Consider the following 17,617-nt stretch of genomic DNA (forward strand, 5'->3'; position numbering starts at 1 on the left):
CTTCTATTTTTATTCTTTTTTTTATTCTTTTGATTTTTTTTTCTTTCTATTTTTTTCGTTTTGTCATTTTTTTTGTAGTTATTTATATTTTATTATTGACTTTTTTTAATTATTATTTAAAATCATGAATGCTGAATTGTAAGAAGTTTTTTAACTAACCAAAAAAATATAAACATGGAAAAAAGATAAAAGTAGAGGCTATTTAAAATTGCAAATAGTCTAAAACTGCCCTGATTTTTTACTCCGATTTCTTTTGGAATATAATTTTAAAACACGGAGCTAACCGATATGTTGAAGTAAAAAAAATCTGGCTAGATCAAAATTGAAAGAAAACGACTTTTATACAGTCATTGTTTGGGAACGAAAATTTGCATCGAAACGGGCTAAATGTTTTAAAAGCTCAGGAAATTGTTGCCGTATTATGCTGTGTAATGTAAAATTATTAATCTAAAAATAAACTATTGAAAAATTAAAAAAGCAATTCAATTTCACTAAATGTGAAAATATAAAATTTTCTAACAACCAAATAACCAATAAAATAATGAAACTAAAATATTATATATTTTTTCTCGGACTATTATTATGTATGCCAATTTATGGGCAGCAACAAAAAGAAATAAGTGGAAAAATTGCTGATGGTCTCGGATTACCTGTGCCAGGAGTAAATATTGTTGAAAAAGGAACCACAAATGGAGTTCAAAGTGATTTTGATGGAAAATTTTCATTAAAGGTAAAAAGTGATAAAGCAGTATTAGTAGTTACTTATGTAGGTTTTAAAACAAAAGAAGTTTTGTTAAATGGCCAAACTAATATTTCGATTAAATTAGAAGAAGACTCTAATAAACTAGATGAAGTAGTTGTTGTAGGGTATGGTTCTGTCAAGAAAAAAGACTTAACAGGAGCAGTAGTTTCTGTTGGTGCAGATAAATTGGAAGGAAGGTCAAATGTTAATGCACTTCAATCACTTGGAGGACAGGCATCTGGTGTTCAAATTATACAGTCTCAAGGTGCCCCAGGTCTTGCTCCTACCGTAAAAATACGTGGAGCTTCGTCTATAAATGCAGGAACGACTCCTCTTTATGTTATAGATGGTATTCCACTAGAAGATAATACAACTACTTCTACGGATTCAGGAATTAGCGGAGGAAGTAATTTGAGTTTTAATAGAAATCCATTAAATTCTATTAATCCTAACGATATTGAGTCGATTGATATTTTGAAAGACGCATCGTCTGCTGCTATTTATGGTTCCAGAGGAGCAAATGGTGTTGTTATCATTACGACCAAGCAAGGAAAAGCAGGTAAAACCAAAATTGATGCAATTTTTGAAAGTGGTGTTTCTAAAGTCAACCGTAAAGTTGACATGATGAATGCACAAGAATTTATTGCCTACAACACTGCGGCAAGGAACAATTCATGGGCAACAATTGTTGCTGCAAATCCATCTGCGACAAGAGGGATTGGTGTAACTGTTCCGGTAGAATTCTCTGATCCAGCTTGGATTGCCCGTATCGGAAATGGAACTGACTGGCAGGATGTTGCATTGAGAACTGCCACTAATATGAATTTTCAGTTATCGGCTTCTGGTGGAACCGAGAAGACGCAATTTATGACATCATTAGGGTATATAAGTTCAGAAGGTGTTGTGGACAGTAACACTTATCAAAGAATTAATGTAAGATCAAACCTTAAGCATAAGTTTAATGATAAAGTTCGTATGGGTATAAATATTGGACTTAGTCAGGTAAACGAAGCACCATACGGTACAGGTGGAAAAAGTGATGTAGTGGGTCTTGCTCTGCAAAGTGATCCATTTTTTCCTCTTTATGTTGAAACAGGAAGTCTTGGTTTTAAGGATCCTACCTCAATTTGGAATACATTTTCTAAATATGGTTTCCAGCTTTGGCATCCTTATTCTTTAACGAGAGAGGCAATTGCCAAAAAAAGAACAAATGTATCCATACTTACTTCTTTCCTTGAATGGGATATTATTAAAGATTTGACTTTTAAAACTTCTGTGAGTTCTAATATTGAGAATACAGTTCATAATTTCTATTGGAATGCAGGCCAAAATTGGGGATATTCAGGATGGGTGCCAGCGCAGGCTGATTTCAAAACGCTGCAGTCTAATAATTGGATTTCAGAAAGTACGCTGAATTACAATAAGAAATTTAATGAAAATCACAATCTGAATGTATTGGCTGGGTTTTCTGCTCAAGAACAGCGTACAGATTTAAGCAGTATGACAGCCGGTAGTTTTCCAAATGATTTAGTGCATACTTTGAATGCTGGTGTAGTGAATGCCGGTAACACTTTTGTAGAAGAGTGGTCATTACTTTCTTATTTGGCTCGTGCCAATTATTCGTATAAAGGTAAATATCTGGCAACTGCTGCAATTCGTGCTGATGGCTCTTCTCGTTTTGGAGCCAATAACAAGTGGGGGTATTTCCCGTCAGGATCGCTGGCATGGCGTATTTCTGAAGAATCTTTTCTAAAAGAATCTTCTTGGTTGACTAATTTGAAAGTTAGGTTAAGTTATGGAGAAACCGGTAACAATTCGATTCCAAACTACGGATCTATTGGGTTATTAGGTTATAGTCCATATGTAAGTTCTGGAACGGTGAACCAAGGTATTTATACATCAAATTTTGCTGATAAAAATTTGAAATGGGAAAAAACGGGACAAACTAACTTTGGGGTTGATTTCAGTGTTTTTAACGGACGCGTGAAATTTACGGGTGATATTTATTATTCAAAAACTAAGGACTTATTGCTTAATGTGCCTATTCCAATTATTTCTGGGTTTTCTTCTACTTTGACGAATATCGGAGAGCTGGAGAATAGAGGATTTGAAGTAAGTCTTAGTACCATTAATATTGATAGAAAATTCAAATGGAGCACTGATTTTAACATTTTTGCCAATCGAAATAAAGTGCTAAAACTAGGTGCAAATGATGCTCCAATAGATATTAATGTGAGCAGTATGACATCACGTACAGCAGTAGGGCAGCCAGTAGGGATGTATTACGGTTATATTATTGATGGTGTAATTATGTCACAAGCGGAGTTGAACAGTAAAGCATATCCTATATGGCCGGGTAGTGAAGCGGGTGATCCAAGAGTAAGAGATGTTAACAACGATGGTAAAATCAATTCTGACGACCGAACTTATTTGGGTAACTATCAGCCTAATTTTCAATGGGGTATGACTAATAATTTTTCTTACGCAGGATTTGAGCTTTCTGTTTTGCTTCGCGGTTCACAGGGAGGAGAAATCCTTAATCATACTGCCCGATATTTGAAATCAGGTGTAGGTGGAGGTAACCGTAACATGTACTCTGTTGTAAACAATTACTGGAAATCGGATGCTGATCCAGGAAACGGAATGATTCCGAAACCTCGTATGTCGCCAAACACGGTTCAGGATTTTGGTTCAAGTTATTGGGTTGAAGACGGATCATTTGTTCGTATCCAAAATATACGTTTAGGCTATAATCTGCCAAAAGATTTAGTTCAAAAACTGAAGATAAGTAATATAAAATTATATGTAAATATGGAAAACGTTCATGTGTTTTCGGATTATTTAGGATATGATCCAGAAGGCAGTACTTATCAATCTGGTGCAATGGTTGGTTTCGATTATGGAGCGTATCCAAATCCTTTTACTGCTACTATGGGACTAAATGTTAGTTTTTAAAAATCGATAAAAATCATTTAAAACGTAAGAAAAATGAAAAAAATAATAACAATGCTTTTTTGCAGCTTATTTGTAATAGGATGCAGTTCAGATTTTTTAGATAAAACCCCTGTTTCAAATGCTAATGAAGAGAATTTTTATAAATCTCAGAAAGATATTGAAACAGCGTTATGGTCTGCTTATAATTCGCTTTATCTCCTAAATGGTCCTGAAAGTCTGCCATCATTCTATGGTGAGTTAATGTCTGATAACGCCTATAGTGATAATGCTGCTGGAAGAATACAAGACTATGAAAGTTTTGAATTGCACACGATGACAATCGATAATGAGTTAGTGTTTAATTTCTGGAATAACTATTATAAATCAATCTATATTGTAAATAATATTATTACCAGCGCCGAAAAACTTGATTTTGCCAATCGAGATGCTTTAATTGGAGAAGCAAAGTTTTTACGTTCCTTATATTACTTTGACATGGTTCGTGCTTGGGGCGATGTGCCATTGGTTACAACTCCAATTAGTATTGATCAAGCTTATGCACAAGCGCGCACGCCAAAGGATCAAATTTATGATCAAATTATTAAAGATCTTGATTTTGCAGCGGCTAAATTACCTGTAAAAACAAGTCAACGTTTTGTAGGAGCTGCTAGTCAGGAAGCTGCCAATACTTTGTTAGGTAAGGTTTATCTAACTATTGGAAATAAAGCAAAAGCAGCAGAAACTTTATTGAAAGTGTATGGTAAATTTAGTCTGGTGCCTTATGCCGATTTATGGGATTTAACGAAGAAAAATGGCGCATCGTCTATTTTTGAGATTCAATATAAAGGAGGCGTAGCTAATCCATACAGTTCATATTGGGCAATGTTTACACCGGTTGACAATCGTGTGATTACCGCTTGGGGAGGAGGATTTAATCAAATAACCAATGATTTATGGAATGCCTATGAAACAAATGATCCAAGGAGAGATATTTCTATTCAAAATGGATATAAAACTCCTAATGGTTCAACTGTTAATGTGAAATTTTCAATTAAGTGGAAAGATGCAAAAGCTCCTGTTAATGGTTTGAGAGAAGCTTCGGATAATAACTTTATCATTCTTCGTTATGCAGATGTTCTTCTTATGTTAACAGAAGCAACTGCAGATCCAAAATACATGAACGAAGTTCGTACCCGTGTCGGGCTGCCAGCTTATGGAACGGCAGGTTATCCAACTAAGTACAATACGGTAGCTCTTGCTTTAGAACATGAAGCTCAGGTAGAATTTGCATGCGAATTCCATCGTTGGTTTGATTTAATAAGAACAGGAAGAGCTATCCCGGTAATTAAAGGCAGCAGTAAAAATATCACGCTTACCGAAGCGAAATTATTATTGCCTATTCCGTTTTTAGTAATTAATCAAAATCCAGGTGTTATTACTCAAAATGAGGCTTATAAATAAAATGATCGTTTAAGATTAATGCTCGTTTGGTAAAATTATGGACTATTTCAAGACACCGGTAGGCCATGAGTTCAAAAAGTTGCATTAGGGTTATAATTAGTTTGATAGAAATGAGTCCTATATAAAGGACTCATTTTGTTTAGATGGAATGTTTTTTTAATTTTAAAATTTTAAAAGTAACCTGATTTTAAATAAACTGCTCAGATAAAAAAGTTCTTATAAAGGATACGAGATAATGCTAACTAATTAAAATAAAATAAATAATCATAATGAATATATCAAATTCACAATTTACAAGATACGAAGAGAATAATAATGTGTGGTTGTCTCAAAAGAGCGGCGAGGAATTTAATTTTAATGATTATGGCATAGTTCCTACTGTTCTGGGAAGTGAAGCAGAGGTAGGTCAGGCAATGTTAAAGGAACTTTACGATACTGCAGCCTCAAAAGAGGGTGATATCAATATTGCTCTTCTTGGTGGTAGAGGGGCTCAGGAGTTGCACCGTTTGCTTGGAGACTTAGCCAAATCGACAGAGCAAGACCTTTTACTTGCAAGACTGAATGTGTTTACTCAGGATGCGCTTGCTTCATTGAGTATGAATAATGGTTTAAGTTTTGTTAGAGATTTTGAGCGTATTTTAGGTGATGCCTTTTTTAAAAAGATCAAAAGTTTTACACCAATTCAAACAGATACAGAAGATTTAGAGTCTGCACTTGTACAGTATTTGACTAAATTGGAAGAATTAGGAGGTTTGGATATATTTTTTATAGGTCATGGTCCTGAAGAAAACCATGCATCACATTTGGCTTACATTAAACCTTTTTCTGGAGTAAAAAGTGAGCACATAGCAGGGATAATTCCAATATCTAATAGCATTTTGGAGCATCACATTAGTAAGTTTAAAGCAGGTGGAAGCCTTATAAATGAAGATGATGAAAAAGAATGTCGTTCTGCAAAATATATTCTCACTTTAGGTCCAGCAGCCATATTACAAGCCAAGAAGGTCGTTCAGTCTGTAGTAGATGCTGATTCTGCCCCTGCTAAAGTTCAAACTTACGCAAACGTAATTAATACACAGTTGAGTTCAGATGCAGATCAATTATTACAACAATTAAATGCAAATCCAGGGTTATGGATAAGATTACACCCAAATACTAAATCTTTTGTGCTGCCTAATTTAGGTCTTTAATAATTGATTTAGTGATAAATTAAAAAGCTTCAGATTTTACTGAAGCTTTTTTAGGTTATAGCAGATTTTAATTTAATTTTAAACTATTTCCTTTTTTATTTTTTCCTTCCAGCCCAAATATCCATTTGCAGGCAGTTCATTATTTGAATTAGTTAAAACCTGTTCTGTTTGGTTTTTAACAAGAGCAGCGAGTTGTTCAATATTTTTATAAACACCGCTTTTTAAACCAGATAAATAAGCAGCTCCTAAAGCAGAAACATCAGAGTTTATCTGCTTGTTCAGCGGAATTTCTAATAAATCAGCTAAATAATGCACGACAAATTTATTTTGTGTCATACCTCCATTTACAGAAATAGATTTTAATGGCGCTTTCATATCTTTTGTCATGGCTTCAATTACATCTTTGATTTGATAGGGAATGCTTTCTAAAGCCGCCCTTACGATATGATTCTTAGTCGTTCCAAAAGTCATTCCTTCAATGGATGCTTTTCGGTTCATTTGCCAGTGAGGCGCGCCTAATCCGCTAAAAGCGGGAATTAAATAAACACCAGAGTTGTCGCTAATTTCCATTGCCATAGAGGCTGTTTCAGCAGGGTTTGAAAATAATTGTAATTCATTTTTCAGCCATTCTATGGTGGATCCACAGGAAACAATAGCGCCTTCAAGAGCATAATCTATTCGGTCTTTAGTGCTCCAGCAAATGGTTGTGAGCATTCCAAAATTTGATAAAACGGCTTCGTCGCCAATATTCATCATGATGGAGCTTCCTGTTCCCATTGTGACTTTTGCAGTACCTTTTTCGAAACAGCCTTCTCCAAAAGCAGCAGCATGAGAATCGCCTATTAAAGCTGTAATTGGAATAGAAATATTGGTGTTATTGTCGAAAATCTGACTTAAATCCATTTCTCCAAAATCATGTGATGAAGGGCAGACCTGAGGCAGGTTTAAGTTGTTTAATCCCCATTTTTTAAGAATTTCGACATCCCATTTTAGAGTATGAATATTGAAAAGCAATGTTCTGGAGGCATTTGTATAATCGGTTTTGAAATGAGTTCCGTTGCTCAGTTTATACATAAGCCAGCAATCTACTGTTCCAAAATACACTTCGCCTTGTGTTGCTTTTTCTTTTAATGCAGCATCATTTTGCAGCAGCCAAAGCAATTTAGTGCCAGAAAAATAAGGGTCTAAAAGAAGACCAGTTTTTTGTTTGATTATATCATTTTGTCCCTTTTCAATTAAATCAGTACAAATATCAATAGAACGCTTACAGGCCCAAACTACTGCCGGAGCCAATGCTTTTCCGTTTTTATCCCAAAGAACAAATGTTTCTCTTTGATTGCTGATGCCGCAAGATACTATATCTGTTAACTGAAGTCCCTGATCAGTAAAATTATTCAAGCAAAGGCGAACAGAATCAAGCACATTTTGGTAAATATCTTCTGGATTTTGTTCAACAAAACCATTGTCAAAATAAGTTGTTTTTAGGTCTACACTGCCTTTGGAAACAGCTATTCCTAATTCGTCAAAAAGTATGGTTTTGGTACTGCTCGTACCTTGGTCAATAGCTAGAATATATTTTTTCATTTATGTTTTGCAGTAAAAATTGATTTTTGACAATTTGAGAGTGATAAGCCTTTTTGGAGTGAAATAAAGATATTATCTAAGCCAATCCCAGCGTTTAGCCCAATCTAAAAGTACGTCGGTTCTCCATTTTAAAACTGTTTTACCGCCTTGCCAAATATCATCATAAAGTTCAGGATTTGGTCGATCCGTGTACCAATTATGACCTAAATTATAGTCTGTTGCATTAGGTTTGCCTGGCCAGAGATTGCTTACTAAAAAAGTGCCGCTCTGGGTTTCAAATCCAGGAATGTTCGAAGTAACTTTATAGCTTAATTTTTCAGTACGTTTTGGGCAATATCTAACTACATAATTCCCATTGCCTATATAATATCCTTCCCATTTTTGTTCGCCAATTTCTGCCTGTACAGTCATTGTGATGCAAGCTGAATCTTTAGGGATATTAATAATAGGTCCTTTAAAATGAAATTCCATTATAGAAAATACGGGTACAGTATCTTTCACTGTCGTATTTCTATCAAATACAATTCTAGGGCTATGCGCTATTTTTTCATAACTGCCACCCCAGCTTTCTTTCATTGGATTATTTGGATCTCCATCCATCATATAGAGTAATGATGGCGTATCACCCATTTTAAGCCTGCCTTCATAACGGTTATTTTTATAGTCTTTGCCTAAAAATCCCGCCTCGTTAATATAGTTCTTATAGTAATTTTTTTCGTTTAAATTCTCGGCGACATTATCTGAGAAAAATCCATAGTATGATGAATTAGATTCTATAAACCAAAGATTTGGGAAATTAGCTGCTATGTAAGCATAACTATCTGCACTCCATTTTTTATTAGGGCCGCCTATCCAAAACACTTTTATATTTTTCTGGATTTCGGGTTTATCATGTAATGCCTGTGCCAAATCTTCAAGACCACCCCAAATTAGTATCCAAAGAGGTCTTTTGTCTTTTTTTAAAGCACACTTGATAATCCAGTCCGATCCTTCTGTTGAAGTTGCAAAGCCTTTAAAAGGAAAACGACCACGTTTTCCTTGTTTAGTTACTGAACGTAAATATTCTGGGGCTGCTAATCCTTGAATGTGTTTTTGTAGTTTTGGAAGATCTTTTTCATATAGATCAATGGTTCTTATAATTTCTTCTTTACTGCCTTCACCATATGAAGGTGAAGAAATAAGACCTTCAATATCAAATTTTTCATTATACATTAAGAGATGAATCATTGATTGGTTATCATCTGGGTCTGTACCTCCAATATCGGTACTTACTATAATTCTGGGCTTAACAGGTACTGGCTGTTGTGCTAGAAGTACGGTAAAAACGGTGCAAAATAGAATCGTGAAAATCAGCTTCTTCATGTTTTTTAAATTAAGAATTTATGTATGACAAATGCCATCTTGAAAAGTAACAGCAATAACAAGAGCTATTAGGAGTATTATCTGTTTTTTTGATTCATTTTATCAATGATTACCGCTAACAAAATAACAAATCCTTTTACGACCTGCTGCCAAAAAGGTGATACATCCAATAAAACCAATCCATTGTTTAAAACCCCAATAATTACTGCGCCAATTACAGTCCCGGCAACAGTACCAATACCTCCTGAAAGTGAAGTTCCTCCAATAACTACTGCTGCGATTGAATCTAATTCGTAACTCATACCGGCATTGGGTTGTGCCGAGTTTAGCCTTGAAGTAACTAAAACACCGCCTACAGCAGCCATCATTCCTGCGATTCCATAAACGGCCAATTTGATTTTATTGATGTTAATTCCGGATAAGAAAGCTGCTTTTTCATTTCCACCGATTGCATATATATATCTTCCGAAGGTTGTTTTTTTAGTTAAAAAAATAACAATGAGAACCATCGTCAGTGAAATCCATACCGGTACCGGAATTCCTAGAATCCAGCCCGAACCTATGAATTCAAATTCAGAACCTAAATTAGAAATAGGAATCCCTTCCGTATAAAGCATTGTAAACCCACGGGCAATAGTAAGCATGGCCAACGTTGCTACAAAAGGAGGAATGGAGAATTTAGTAATGACCCAGCCGTTAAAAAGTCCTAAAGCCATTCCGATAAGAATCGATACTAAAATTGCTCCTAAGACGGAAAAACCCACAAATAAATCCATAGACTCAAAAGGAATTCCGTTTTTTAATAATCCGGCGCATACTGCTGCGGTGAAACCTAATACAGAACCTACTGAAAGATCTATTCCAGCCATCAAAACCACTAAGGTCATTCCGACAGAAATACAAACATTGACAGAGATTTGTCTTAGTACATTCCAAAGGTTAGCGCTCGTCATAAACTTATCAGACAATAAGCTGATAAAGAGACACAGTAAAAATAATGCAATCAGGGATTGCGATTTCTTAATAATAGGGTGGTTTAGAGAGATAGTCATAGTTGTGGTTATTCTGGTAAAGCTGATTTTAATAATTTATCTTCATTAGCTTCATTGGCCGGAAAGGAGGCTTTAATTTTCCCTTCAGCCATTACTAAAATTCGATCCGAAAGGGCTAGTATTTCGGGAATTTCGGAAGAAACTAAAATGATACTCATTTGGTTAGTTGCAAGTTCTTTTATTAGATTATAAATTTCATTTTTGGCATTTATATCTATTCCGCGTGTTGGCTCATCCATCATTAAAATTTGAGGATTGGTCGCGAGCCATTTTGCCAGAACTACTTTTTGTTGATTGCCGCCGCTTAAATTTTGGCAGAGCTGCATTTCAGATGGTGTTTTGATGCGTAATTTTTCGATATAATCCTTTGAGGATTCTTTATCTCTTGAAGGGTTCAAAATCCCGAAGGTAGGTAAGCTGGTCAGACTTATATTAGATGAGATATCCATTCCTAAAATTAATCCTTCTGTTTTACGATCTTCAGTCACAAAGGCTAATCCATTTTCAATGGCTTCTTTTGGTTTTTTGTGAAATGTATTTTTTTTGTCAATTTCTAAATTATACTGGCTATTTGCAGGATGCATGCCAAATAGGGTTTCCAATAGTTCGGTTCTGCCGGCTCCCATTAAACCGAATATGCCTAGAATTTCACCTTTTTTTAATTCGAAAGAAATATCGTGAAGGAGTTTTCTTTTCTTATTGTTGGGATGATTAAGATTAAGGTTGTTAACTTTTAAAATAGTGTTTTGAAATTGGGTTTGGGTATTTTTTCTTTCAATAAGCACGTCACGACCTACCATTTTTCGAATTAAATCCTGTTCGGTTGTATTTTTCATTTCTCCCTCATCAATGCTGTTACCATCTCGTAAAACTGTATAGTTTTCAGCAATTTTGAATAATTCATCCATTTTATGAGAAATATAGACAATAGTTTTGCCTTCTTTTTTTAACTCATAAATAATGCGATGCAGGTTGTCTATTTCTTTATCGCTTAAGGCAGAAGTAGGTTCGTCCATCAAAATAACATCAGCATTACAAAGCAGTGCTTTTGCAATTTCGATTAGTTGTTGTTCTCCTACTTTAAGTTGTTGAACCAATGTTTTAGGAGAAGCATTCAATTGAATTTTTTCGAAAATGCGTTTGGCTTCCGTTTCCATTTTTGAAGAATCTAAAAGCCCAAGAGGAGTTAAGATTTCTCTTCCAAGAAATAGATTTTCTGTTAGGCTCAGCTCAGGAATCAGATTTAATTCCTGATGAATAATAGCTATGCCTGCATTTTGTGCCTCTTTTATACTCGAAAATGAAACTGTTTGTCCATTTAACTGAATTTCGCCGTCGTATTGCGTGTAAACACCTGTCAGGATTTTTAACAAGGTAGATTTACCTGCACCATTTTCTCCCAATATGGCATTGACTTTTCCAGGATAAAATTTGAAATTTACCTGATTGAGTGCTTTTACGCCTGGGAATTCTTTTGATATGTTTATTGCTTCTAACAATTTACTGAAGTTTAATTTGTGATGGAATAATTAAAAGGTCAGTAAACAGAGTTTGTTTTTTACTCAATTTAATGGCTCCCGAGAATGAAATGCTATCACCAATTTTCACCTTTTTAATTTCTTTTGGCACAACCTCATTGCGAACAATATCATTTAAGCTTTCCGAAACTTTGTTAAATTGAGCATTGGTTTTAAAATCAGTTAGTTTGACTAAACCGGAAGCATCTCTTAAAGCATTTCCGAAAATGTATTTGGTGTCAATAAAAATGATACCATTTTTTTCGTCAGCAATGGTGTAAATACCATCTTTTATATCGAGAATTTTGCCAGTGCTTTTAATCATAAAATAAGCTGAATTTCCTATTCCAAGACGGTTTCCATAATTTTTAAAAGCAGCTTGCTGATCGGATTTTACCGAAGCAATTAATGTGGTTAAATCTATAGTTTTTTTACTTTTCAAAATGCCTTTATAGTAAATGGAATCGGCATAAGCTTTAAAGTCAAAAGATTCTTTTTGTGCTTTTTTAACATCGCTCAGTTTTTTAAAATAAACTGAATTATATCCTAGAATGGCTATTATAAGGAAGGCTAAAATATAAACATACTTTTTTTTCATCTTTAATAGTCTTTTATATTTGCTGCGTTTATTAATTCGACTTCTACAGGAACTCTTTGAGGAAAAACTCTTCTCCCTTTAAAATACTCATCTGCATATTGGGCAGCTGTTTGGGCCATAACTTTAGGAAATTGCATACCGGTGGCTACAATTTTCTTTTCTCTGATTTTTTCAATTACATCTCCGGCGCCATCAAATCCAAAAATTTTGACTTTATATTCCTTTCCTGCTGCTTGCAAGGCTTGAAAAGCGCCCATTGCCATGGCATCATTGCCACAAAAAACAGCATCAATATCAGGATTTGCCTGCATAATAGTTTCTAAAACCTCCATAGCCTTAGTTCGGTCGAAATTACCACTTTGTTGTGCCACCATTTTTAGATTAGGAAACTTATCCACAACTGAATGGAATCCTTTTGATCTTGCCCACGTATTATTGTCACCTACGAGCCCAATGATCTCTACATAATTTCCTTTTTCTTTTAATTCTTTTACAAACTCAATTCCAATAGAAACACAACCAGAGTAGTTATCTGAAAGAATTTGACTTGTTGCCGCATCATCCACGTTTACTTCTCTATCCATACAAAAAACTGGGATTCCTGCAGTTTTAGCTTTTAAGATACTGGAAATTGAACCGTCAGAGTCTGTTGGATTTAATAGAATAGCATCATAACCAGAAGAAATGAGGTTCTCAAAATTATCGGATTCGATGGCAGGATTATTTTGCGAATCAAATATTTTCGCTTCATAACCTAATTTTCTGGCATTTTCAGCCGCGGATTCTGCCAGCATTACAAACCAGGGATTGTTTAATGTGGAAACCACAACTGCAATTTTTGGTTTTTCGGCTTTCTCTTTTGAGGAGCATCCTAAGATTAAAACCAATGTTAACAGGACTAAGGTGAGGTGTTTTGTTTTCATGGTTTTATTAGGTTTAAAGCGGTATTTTTTAACCCTTCTGCCGATAAACCATAATGATTGAAAATTTCTATTTGAGAACCTGAAACTGTATGGTCATCCGGCAATCCTATAATTTTGAATTTGTTTACGCAGCTATTTTGGAATAATAAAGAAGCTACTGCTTCCCCTAAGCCGCCATTAATAGAATGTTCCTCCACAGTAATAATGGGTTGATTGTTTGAGGCAGTGCTCAATAATAATTCAGTATCTAATGGTTTAATAGTATGTAAACTGATTATTTTGCAGGAAATATTATGTTCTTTTTCCAATAGTTTAGCAGCTTCAAGACATGGAAGTACAGCTTCACCAGTAGCAATAAAAGTGAGATCACTTCCTTCCTGAATGATACGCCCTTTTCCAATTTTGAAATCGGTTACATTTGAGTTAAGGTTAGCAGGCATTGTCTTTTTACCAAAACGCAGGTAAATAGGGCTTTGCATTTTGGCTGCTTGTTTGATAGCTTCGGCGGTTTCAAAATTGTCTGCAGGTGCCACGATAGTGATGTTATTGATGGCTCTGAGTGCTGCAAAATCATGTAAACTATGATGTGTAGTTCCTAGAGCGCCATAACTTACGCCGGCACTAATGCCGATTAATTTCACGGCATTATCGGAATACGCTACATCGTTTTTAATTTGTTCCAGTGCTCGAGCCGTAAGAAAACAGGCAGGAGAAACGGCAAAAGCTTTTTTGCCCATACTAGCCAAACCGGTGGCAACACCTACAAGATTTTGTTCGGCAATACCTACTTCAACAATTTGTTCAGGATATTTTTGTCCAAAGGGCACTAATTTTCCTGAGCCACGAGAATCGCTCGTCACAACCATAATATCTCTGTCTGCTGCTGCTAACGATTGAAGAACTTCAGAAAAGACTTCGAGGTTAGCTGCATCACTTGTTTTTATTTCTACCATTATTTTAAAACAGTTTCAAGTTCTTGTAATTGTTTGTCTAACTCTTCTACAGCCAAATCGTATTGCTCTTTTGAAGGAACTCCATGGTGCCATTTCAATACGTTTTCCATATAGCTAATTCCTTTTCCTTTGGTTGTATGTGCTATGATAAAGGTTGGTTTACCGTTTTTCAATGGTAAATTATTGAGCACTTGTGAAAGTTCTTCTAAATTATGTCCATCTACGTGGATTACAGCCCAGCCAAAAGCTTCCATTTTTTGATCTATAGGCTCAAGGCCCATAACATCAGCGTTTGGAGCAGTAATTTGCAGTTTATTGTAATCTAAAATAGCACAGAGATTATCTAATTTATAGTGCGCAGCAAACATCATGGCTTCCCAATTAGAGCCTTCTGCCATTTCACCGTCACCTAAAATAGTAAAAACCTTTACATCCGAATTGTCTCTTTTTGCAGCCAAAGCAGCTCCTGCACAAATAGGTAAACCATGACCTAATCCTCCTGTATTTTGCTCGATACCAGGAATAGCTTTGGTAGGATGTCCTATATAAGGTGATTTGTATTGGCAAAGTGTCAATAAATCTTCTTCAGGAAAAAAACCTTTGTCTGCTAAAACCACATATAAAGCTTCGACACAGTGCCCTTTACTTTGAATAAATATGTCTCTGGTCTTAGAATTAAAATTCTCAGGAGAAACGTTCATTACATTATTGTATAATACATTGAGTATGTCTAGAATAGATAGACTTCCTCCTGTATGACCAGCTTTGGCATTATAGATGTATTTGAGTATTTTTTTTCTACTCTCAATTGATTTTCGTTTTAATTCGTCAATGTGCATCTTATATTAATTTATCGTTTGTAAAACTTTGCAAATCCATGTGATTAATTCAATTTAGTGTCTGTAAATTTCCCAACCCATGTAGTTGCCTAAAGCTTCTTCTAAGATGGCAGCTGTTTTTGAAGCATTCATTACGACGTGATGTTCAAAACCGTTTTTACAGATGTATTGCATTAGTCCTTGCAAGTCAGGTATTTGAGCGACGGCTCTATTTCCAAAAGTGTTTAGTGCGTCGTCTGTAAGTTCGCCTTCACCAATATATACTTTAATAATACCTTTTGGATCGTCAGTACTGATTCTTCCATAAGTTAGAGGCATTGCTGGTGTTCTTCCGTCTAAAGCGCCATAAGTGTTTTCGACTCCAACGGTAGTTCCAAGAATAGGAGCTGTGCTTAATTGAATGTCCGGTAAGAATGATTTAGCCCAGTTTCCACAGTGAAATAAAACGCATTTTTCAGGATCATCAGCATAGTTATTGTTCCAGTCTACCAATGCACTTGGTGATCCTGATGCTAATTGCATGGCGTACATACTCAAAGTTCCTGTGACATCAACCTCACAAGCACTTGGAAGCATATTTTCACTCATAATACTCATACTTGTACATACATTGCAGCCATAGTTTTGTTGTAATGAAGTCCAACATTGTATGGCAGTTGCATCCAGAGCATGTTCTTCCATGAAATCTTTTAGTACCACATCTAATTTGGCAATTTGAAGCATAGCCTCATTTGGTGTTTTGCCTTGAGCAACATAAGCATTAATCGATTCTAAATGTTTTTTTACCGATGCATCCTCAGCTGTTAGTTTATTTGCTTTTCCTAGAATTTCAGATAAATCTACTGTGGTTACGGTAATGCCGTTTCTTTGTAATATTTTTTCAGAATAACGAACAGTATTAAAGGCTCCTGGTCTTGCTCCGATAGCGCCGATTCTTACATTTCGCATTCCTTTTACAACTCTGCAGACAGCAGTAAAATCTAATAAGTCTTTCTGGAAAACAGGGTCAGAAGGACTCATTACATGCTGGCTTGTCAAAGAGTATTTTATCCCATATTGATATAAATTATTGCAAACTGAGATTTTACCGCACCAGGAATCACGTCTGTTTACCACATTCATTTTGGTTAATTCATCTGGGTACGCCTGAATAAGAACAGGAACATTAAGATTGGCTAGTTTTAAAGTATCAGCAACACCTTTTTCATCACCAAAATTAGGCAGCAAAACAAGCACACCCATAATTTCGTCTTGGTGTCTTTTGAATAATTCTGCACATTTTTGAGCTTCTTTATACGTTTCTACTCCGCCTAATTTGGTGTCGGTACTGTCCAGTAAAATAGGTTTGATATTTAACTTTGCTAAAATTTCAATAATTTCAAATCTGGCCTTTTCTACCAAACTGTCAGGAAAAAAATCTCTATTTCCAATAATTACTCCTAATGTTGATGTTGTCATTTTATTCTTTGGTTTTGTTTTCTTTATGCTATTATTACTTCAATTTCGTTGTCGCTAAATACTTGTTTGTGTTTTTCCTCGATGTTATCATCAGTTATAATGTAATCAATTAAGGATAGTGCTCCTAAACTGGCCAATGCGCTTTTTCCTATTTTTGTGCTGTCGGCTACCAGGTACGTTACTTCTGCAGCCTCAATCATTGCCTTTTTTACAACCAGGTCGCTAATACTTGGGTAGGTGAGTCCTGCTTTTAATGAGATTCCTGCCGTGGCTAAAAATAACTTCTGAACATGCAATCCTTTAAAAAAGTCTGCGGCTTTTTGTCCTGTAAGTGATAATGTTGGCGGCTTGAATTCGCCTCCCGTCATAATCACTTCTATATCTGGATCAGCACCTAATAATAAAGCAATGTTTAATGCATTTGTGATTACAGTTAATCGTTTATGACCTTTTAATCTTTTTGCAATTTCTGTTGTTGTTGAACCTGAATCGAGAATAATGGTATCTCCGTTTTCTATGAATTCCAGACATTTCTGCGCAATAGCCGATTTCTGTTCCAAGTTTTCCTGACGCTGAAGAGAAAAACTTCTAACCTGATCTTCTACATTTTTAATGCTTGCTCCTCCATGTTCCTTAAGGATCAATCCTTCGCTTTCTAATTTTTCAAGATCTTGACGCACTGTAACTTCCGTGACTTTGAATAAGCGGGCTAAATCGTTAACTTTTGCAAAACCATCTTCTTTTAACAGGTCTAATATTTTTTCTCTTCTTTGATTTGCTAACATGTTATTTGTTTTTAATATGTGAATAACAAATATAAACAATTGCAAAACAAATTAAAGTAGATGCAAAACAAATATAAAACAAATGTAAAACAAAATAAAAGAAAAACAAAACAAAATAAAAGAAAGAAAAAGAAAATTTTAGTTTTTGCTTTTTTAAATAATAAAATATTGTATGTTAGTTGTTTACGTATGTAATTGTGTTGTTGGTTTCTTTTTCAA

At 35.1% G+C, this 17,617-nt stretch carries 13 protein-coding genes; 3 read left to right on the plus strand and 10 right to left on the minus strand.

The annotated features are described in order from the left end of the window. Window positions 1-541 precede the first annotated feature (541 nt). The 3 genes from B0A81_RS18475 to B0A81_RS18485 all read left to right on the plus strand — a co-directional run bounded on the left by B0A81_RS18475 (window position 542) and on the right by B0A81_RS18485 (window position 6,327). Window positions 542-3,697: a SusC/RagA family TonB-linked outer membrane protein gene (locus B0A81_RS18475; protein ID WP_089059371.1), complete on the plus strand. Its 3,156-nt coding sequence runs from the start codon at window positions 542-544 to the stop codon at window positions 3,695-3,697. A 33-nt stretch (window positions 3,698-3,730) separates the two neighbouring features. Next, on the plus strand, window positions 3,731-5,137 hold the full coding sequence (locus tag B0A81_RS18480; protein WP_089059372.1) for a RagB/SusD family nutrient uptake outer membrane protein: 1,407 nt from the start codon (window positions 3,731-3,733) through the stop codon (window positions 5,135-5,137). A gap of 269 nt (window positions 5,138-5,406) precedes the next feature. Further along, on the plus strand, window positions 5,407-6,327 hold the full coding sequence (locus B0A81_RS18485; protein ID WP_089059373.1) for a hypothetical protein: 921 nt from the start codon (window positions 5,407-5,409) through the stop codon (window positions 6,325-6,327). Window positions 6,328-6,405: 78 nt separating this feature from the next. Here B0A81_RS18485 and B0A81_RS18490 read toward each other — a convergent pair whose 3' ends face one another. The 10 genes from B0A81_RS18490 to B0A81_RS18535 form a co-directional block, all read right to left on the minus strand. Next, complete coding sequence (locus tag B0A81_RS18490; protein ID WP_089059374.1) at window positions 6,406-7,911, minus strand: FGGY family carbohydrate kinase; 1,506 nt, start codon at window positions 7,909-7,911, stop codon at window positions 6,406-6,408. A 72-nt stretch (window positions 7,912-7,983) separates the two neighbouring features. After that, the gene (locus B0A81_RS18495; RefSeq protein WP_089059375.1) at window positions 7,984-9,273 is read right to left on the minus strand and encodes a nucleoside hydrolase-like domain-containing protein; all 1,290 of its coding nucleotides are present in this window, start codon (window positions 9,271-9,273) and stop codon (window positions 7,984-7,986) included. 77 nt (window positions 9,274-9,350) lie between these two features. Continuing rightward, on the minus strand, window positions 9,351-10,325 hold the full coding sequence (locus tag B0A81_RS18500; protein ID WP_089059376.1) for an ABC transporter permease: 975 nt from the start codon (window positions 10,323-10,325) through the stop codon (window positions 9,351-9,353). 8 nt (window positions 10,326-10,333) lie between these two features. Then, complete coding sequence (locus tag B0A81_RS18505) at window positions 10,334-11,824, minus strand: sugar ABC transporter ATP-binding protein (protein WP_089059377.1); 1,491 nt, start codon at window positions 11,822-11,824, stop codon at window positions 10,334-10,336. A gap of 1 nt (window position 11,825) precedes the next feature. Then, window positions 11,826-12,440, minus strand: a complete 615-nt coding sequence (locus B0A81_RS18510) for a DUF2291 domain-containing protein (RefSeq protein WP_089059378.1) — start codon at window positions 12,438-12,440, stop codon at window positions 11,826-11,828. A 2-nt stretch (window positions 12,441-12,442) separates the two neighbouring features. Beyond that, complete coding sequence (locus tag B0A81_RS18515; protein WP_089059379.1) at window positions 12,443-13,363, minus strand: D-ribose ABC transporter substrate-binding protein; 921 nt, start codon at window positions 13,361-13,363, stop codon at window positions 12,443-12,445. Further along, on the minus strand, window positions 13,360-14,316 hold the full coding sequence (locus tag B0A81_RS18520) for a transketolase family protein (protein ID WP_089059380.1): 957 nt from the start codon (window positions 14,314-14,316) through the stop codon (window positions 13,360-13,362). Before B0A81_RS18520 ends, B0A81_RS18515 begins: the two co-directional genes overlap by 4 nt. Next, window positions 14,316-15,155, minus strand: coding sequence for a transketolase (locus B0A81_RS18525; RefSeq protein WP_089059381.1), 840 nt, complete (start codon window positions 15,153-15,155; stop codon window positions 14,316-14,318). The genes B0A81_RS18520 and B0A81_RS18525 overlap by 1 nt, the downstream gene beginning before the upstream one ends. Before the next feature lie 54 nt (window positions 15,156-15,209). After that, window positions 15,210-16,613 carry an L-fucose/L-arabinose isomerase family protein gene (locus B0A81_RS18530; protein WP_089059382.1) on the minus strand — a complete coding sequence of 468 codons (1,404 nt, stop codon included), beginning with the start codon at window positions 16,611-16,613 and terminating at the stop codon, window positions 15,210-15,212. Between the two features lie 23 nt (window positions 16,614-16,636). Beyond that, window positions 16,637-17,398: a DeoR/GlpR family DNA-binding transcription regulator gene (locus tag B0A81_RS18535; protein WP_089059383.1), complete on the minus strand. Its 762-nt coding sequence runs from the start codon at window positions 17,396-17,398 to the stop codon at window positions 16,637-16,639. Window positions 17,399-17,617 lie beyond the last annotated feature (219 nt).

This window comes from Flavobacterium plurextorum, assembly GCF_002217395.1.
GTDB lineage: Bacteria > Bacteroidota > Bacteroidia > Flavobacteriales > Flavobacteriaceae > Flavobacterium > Flavobacterium plurextorum.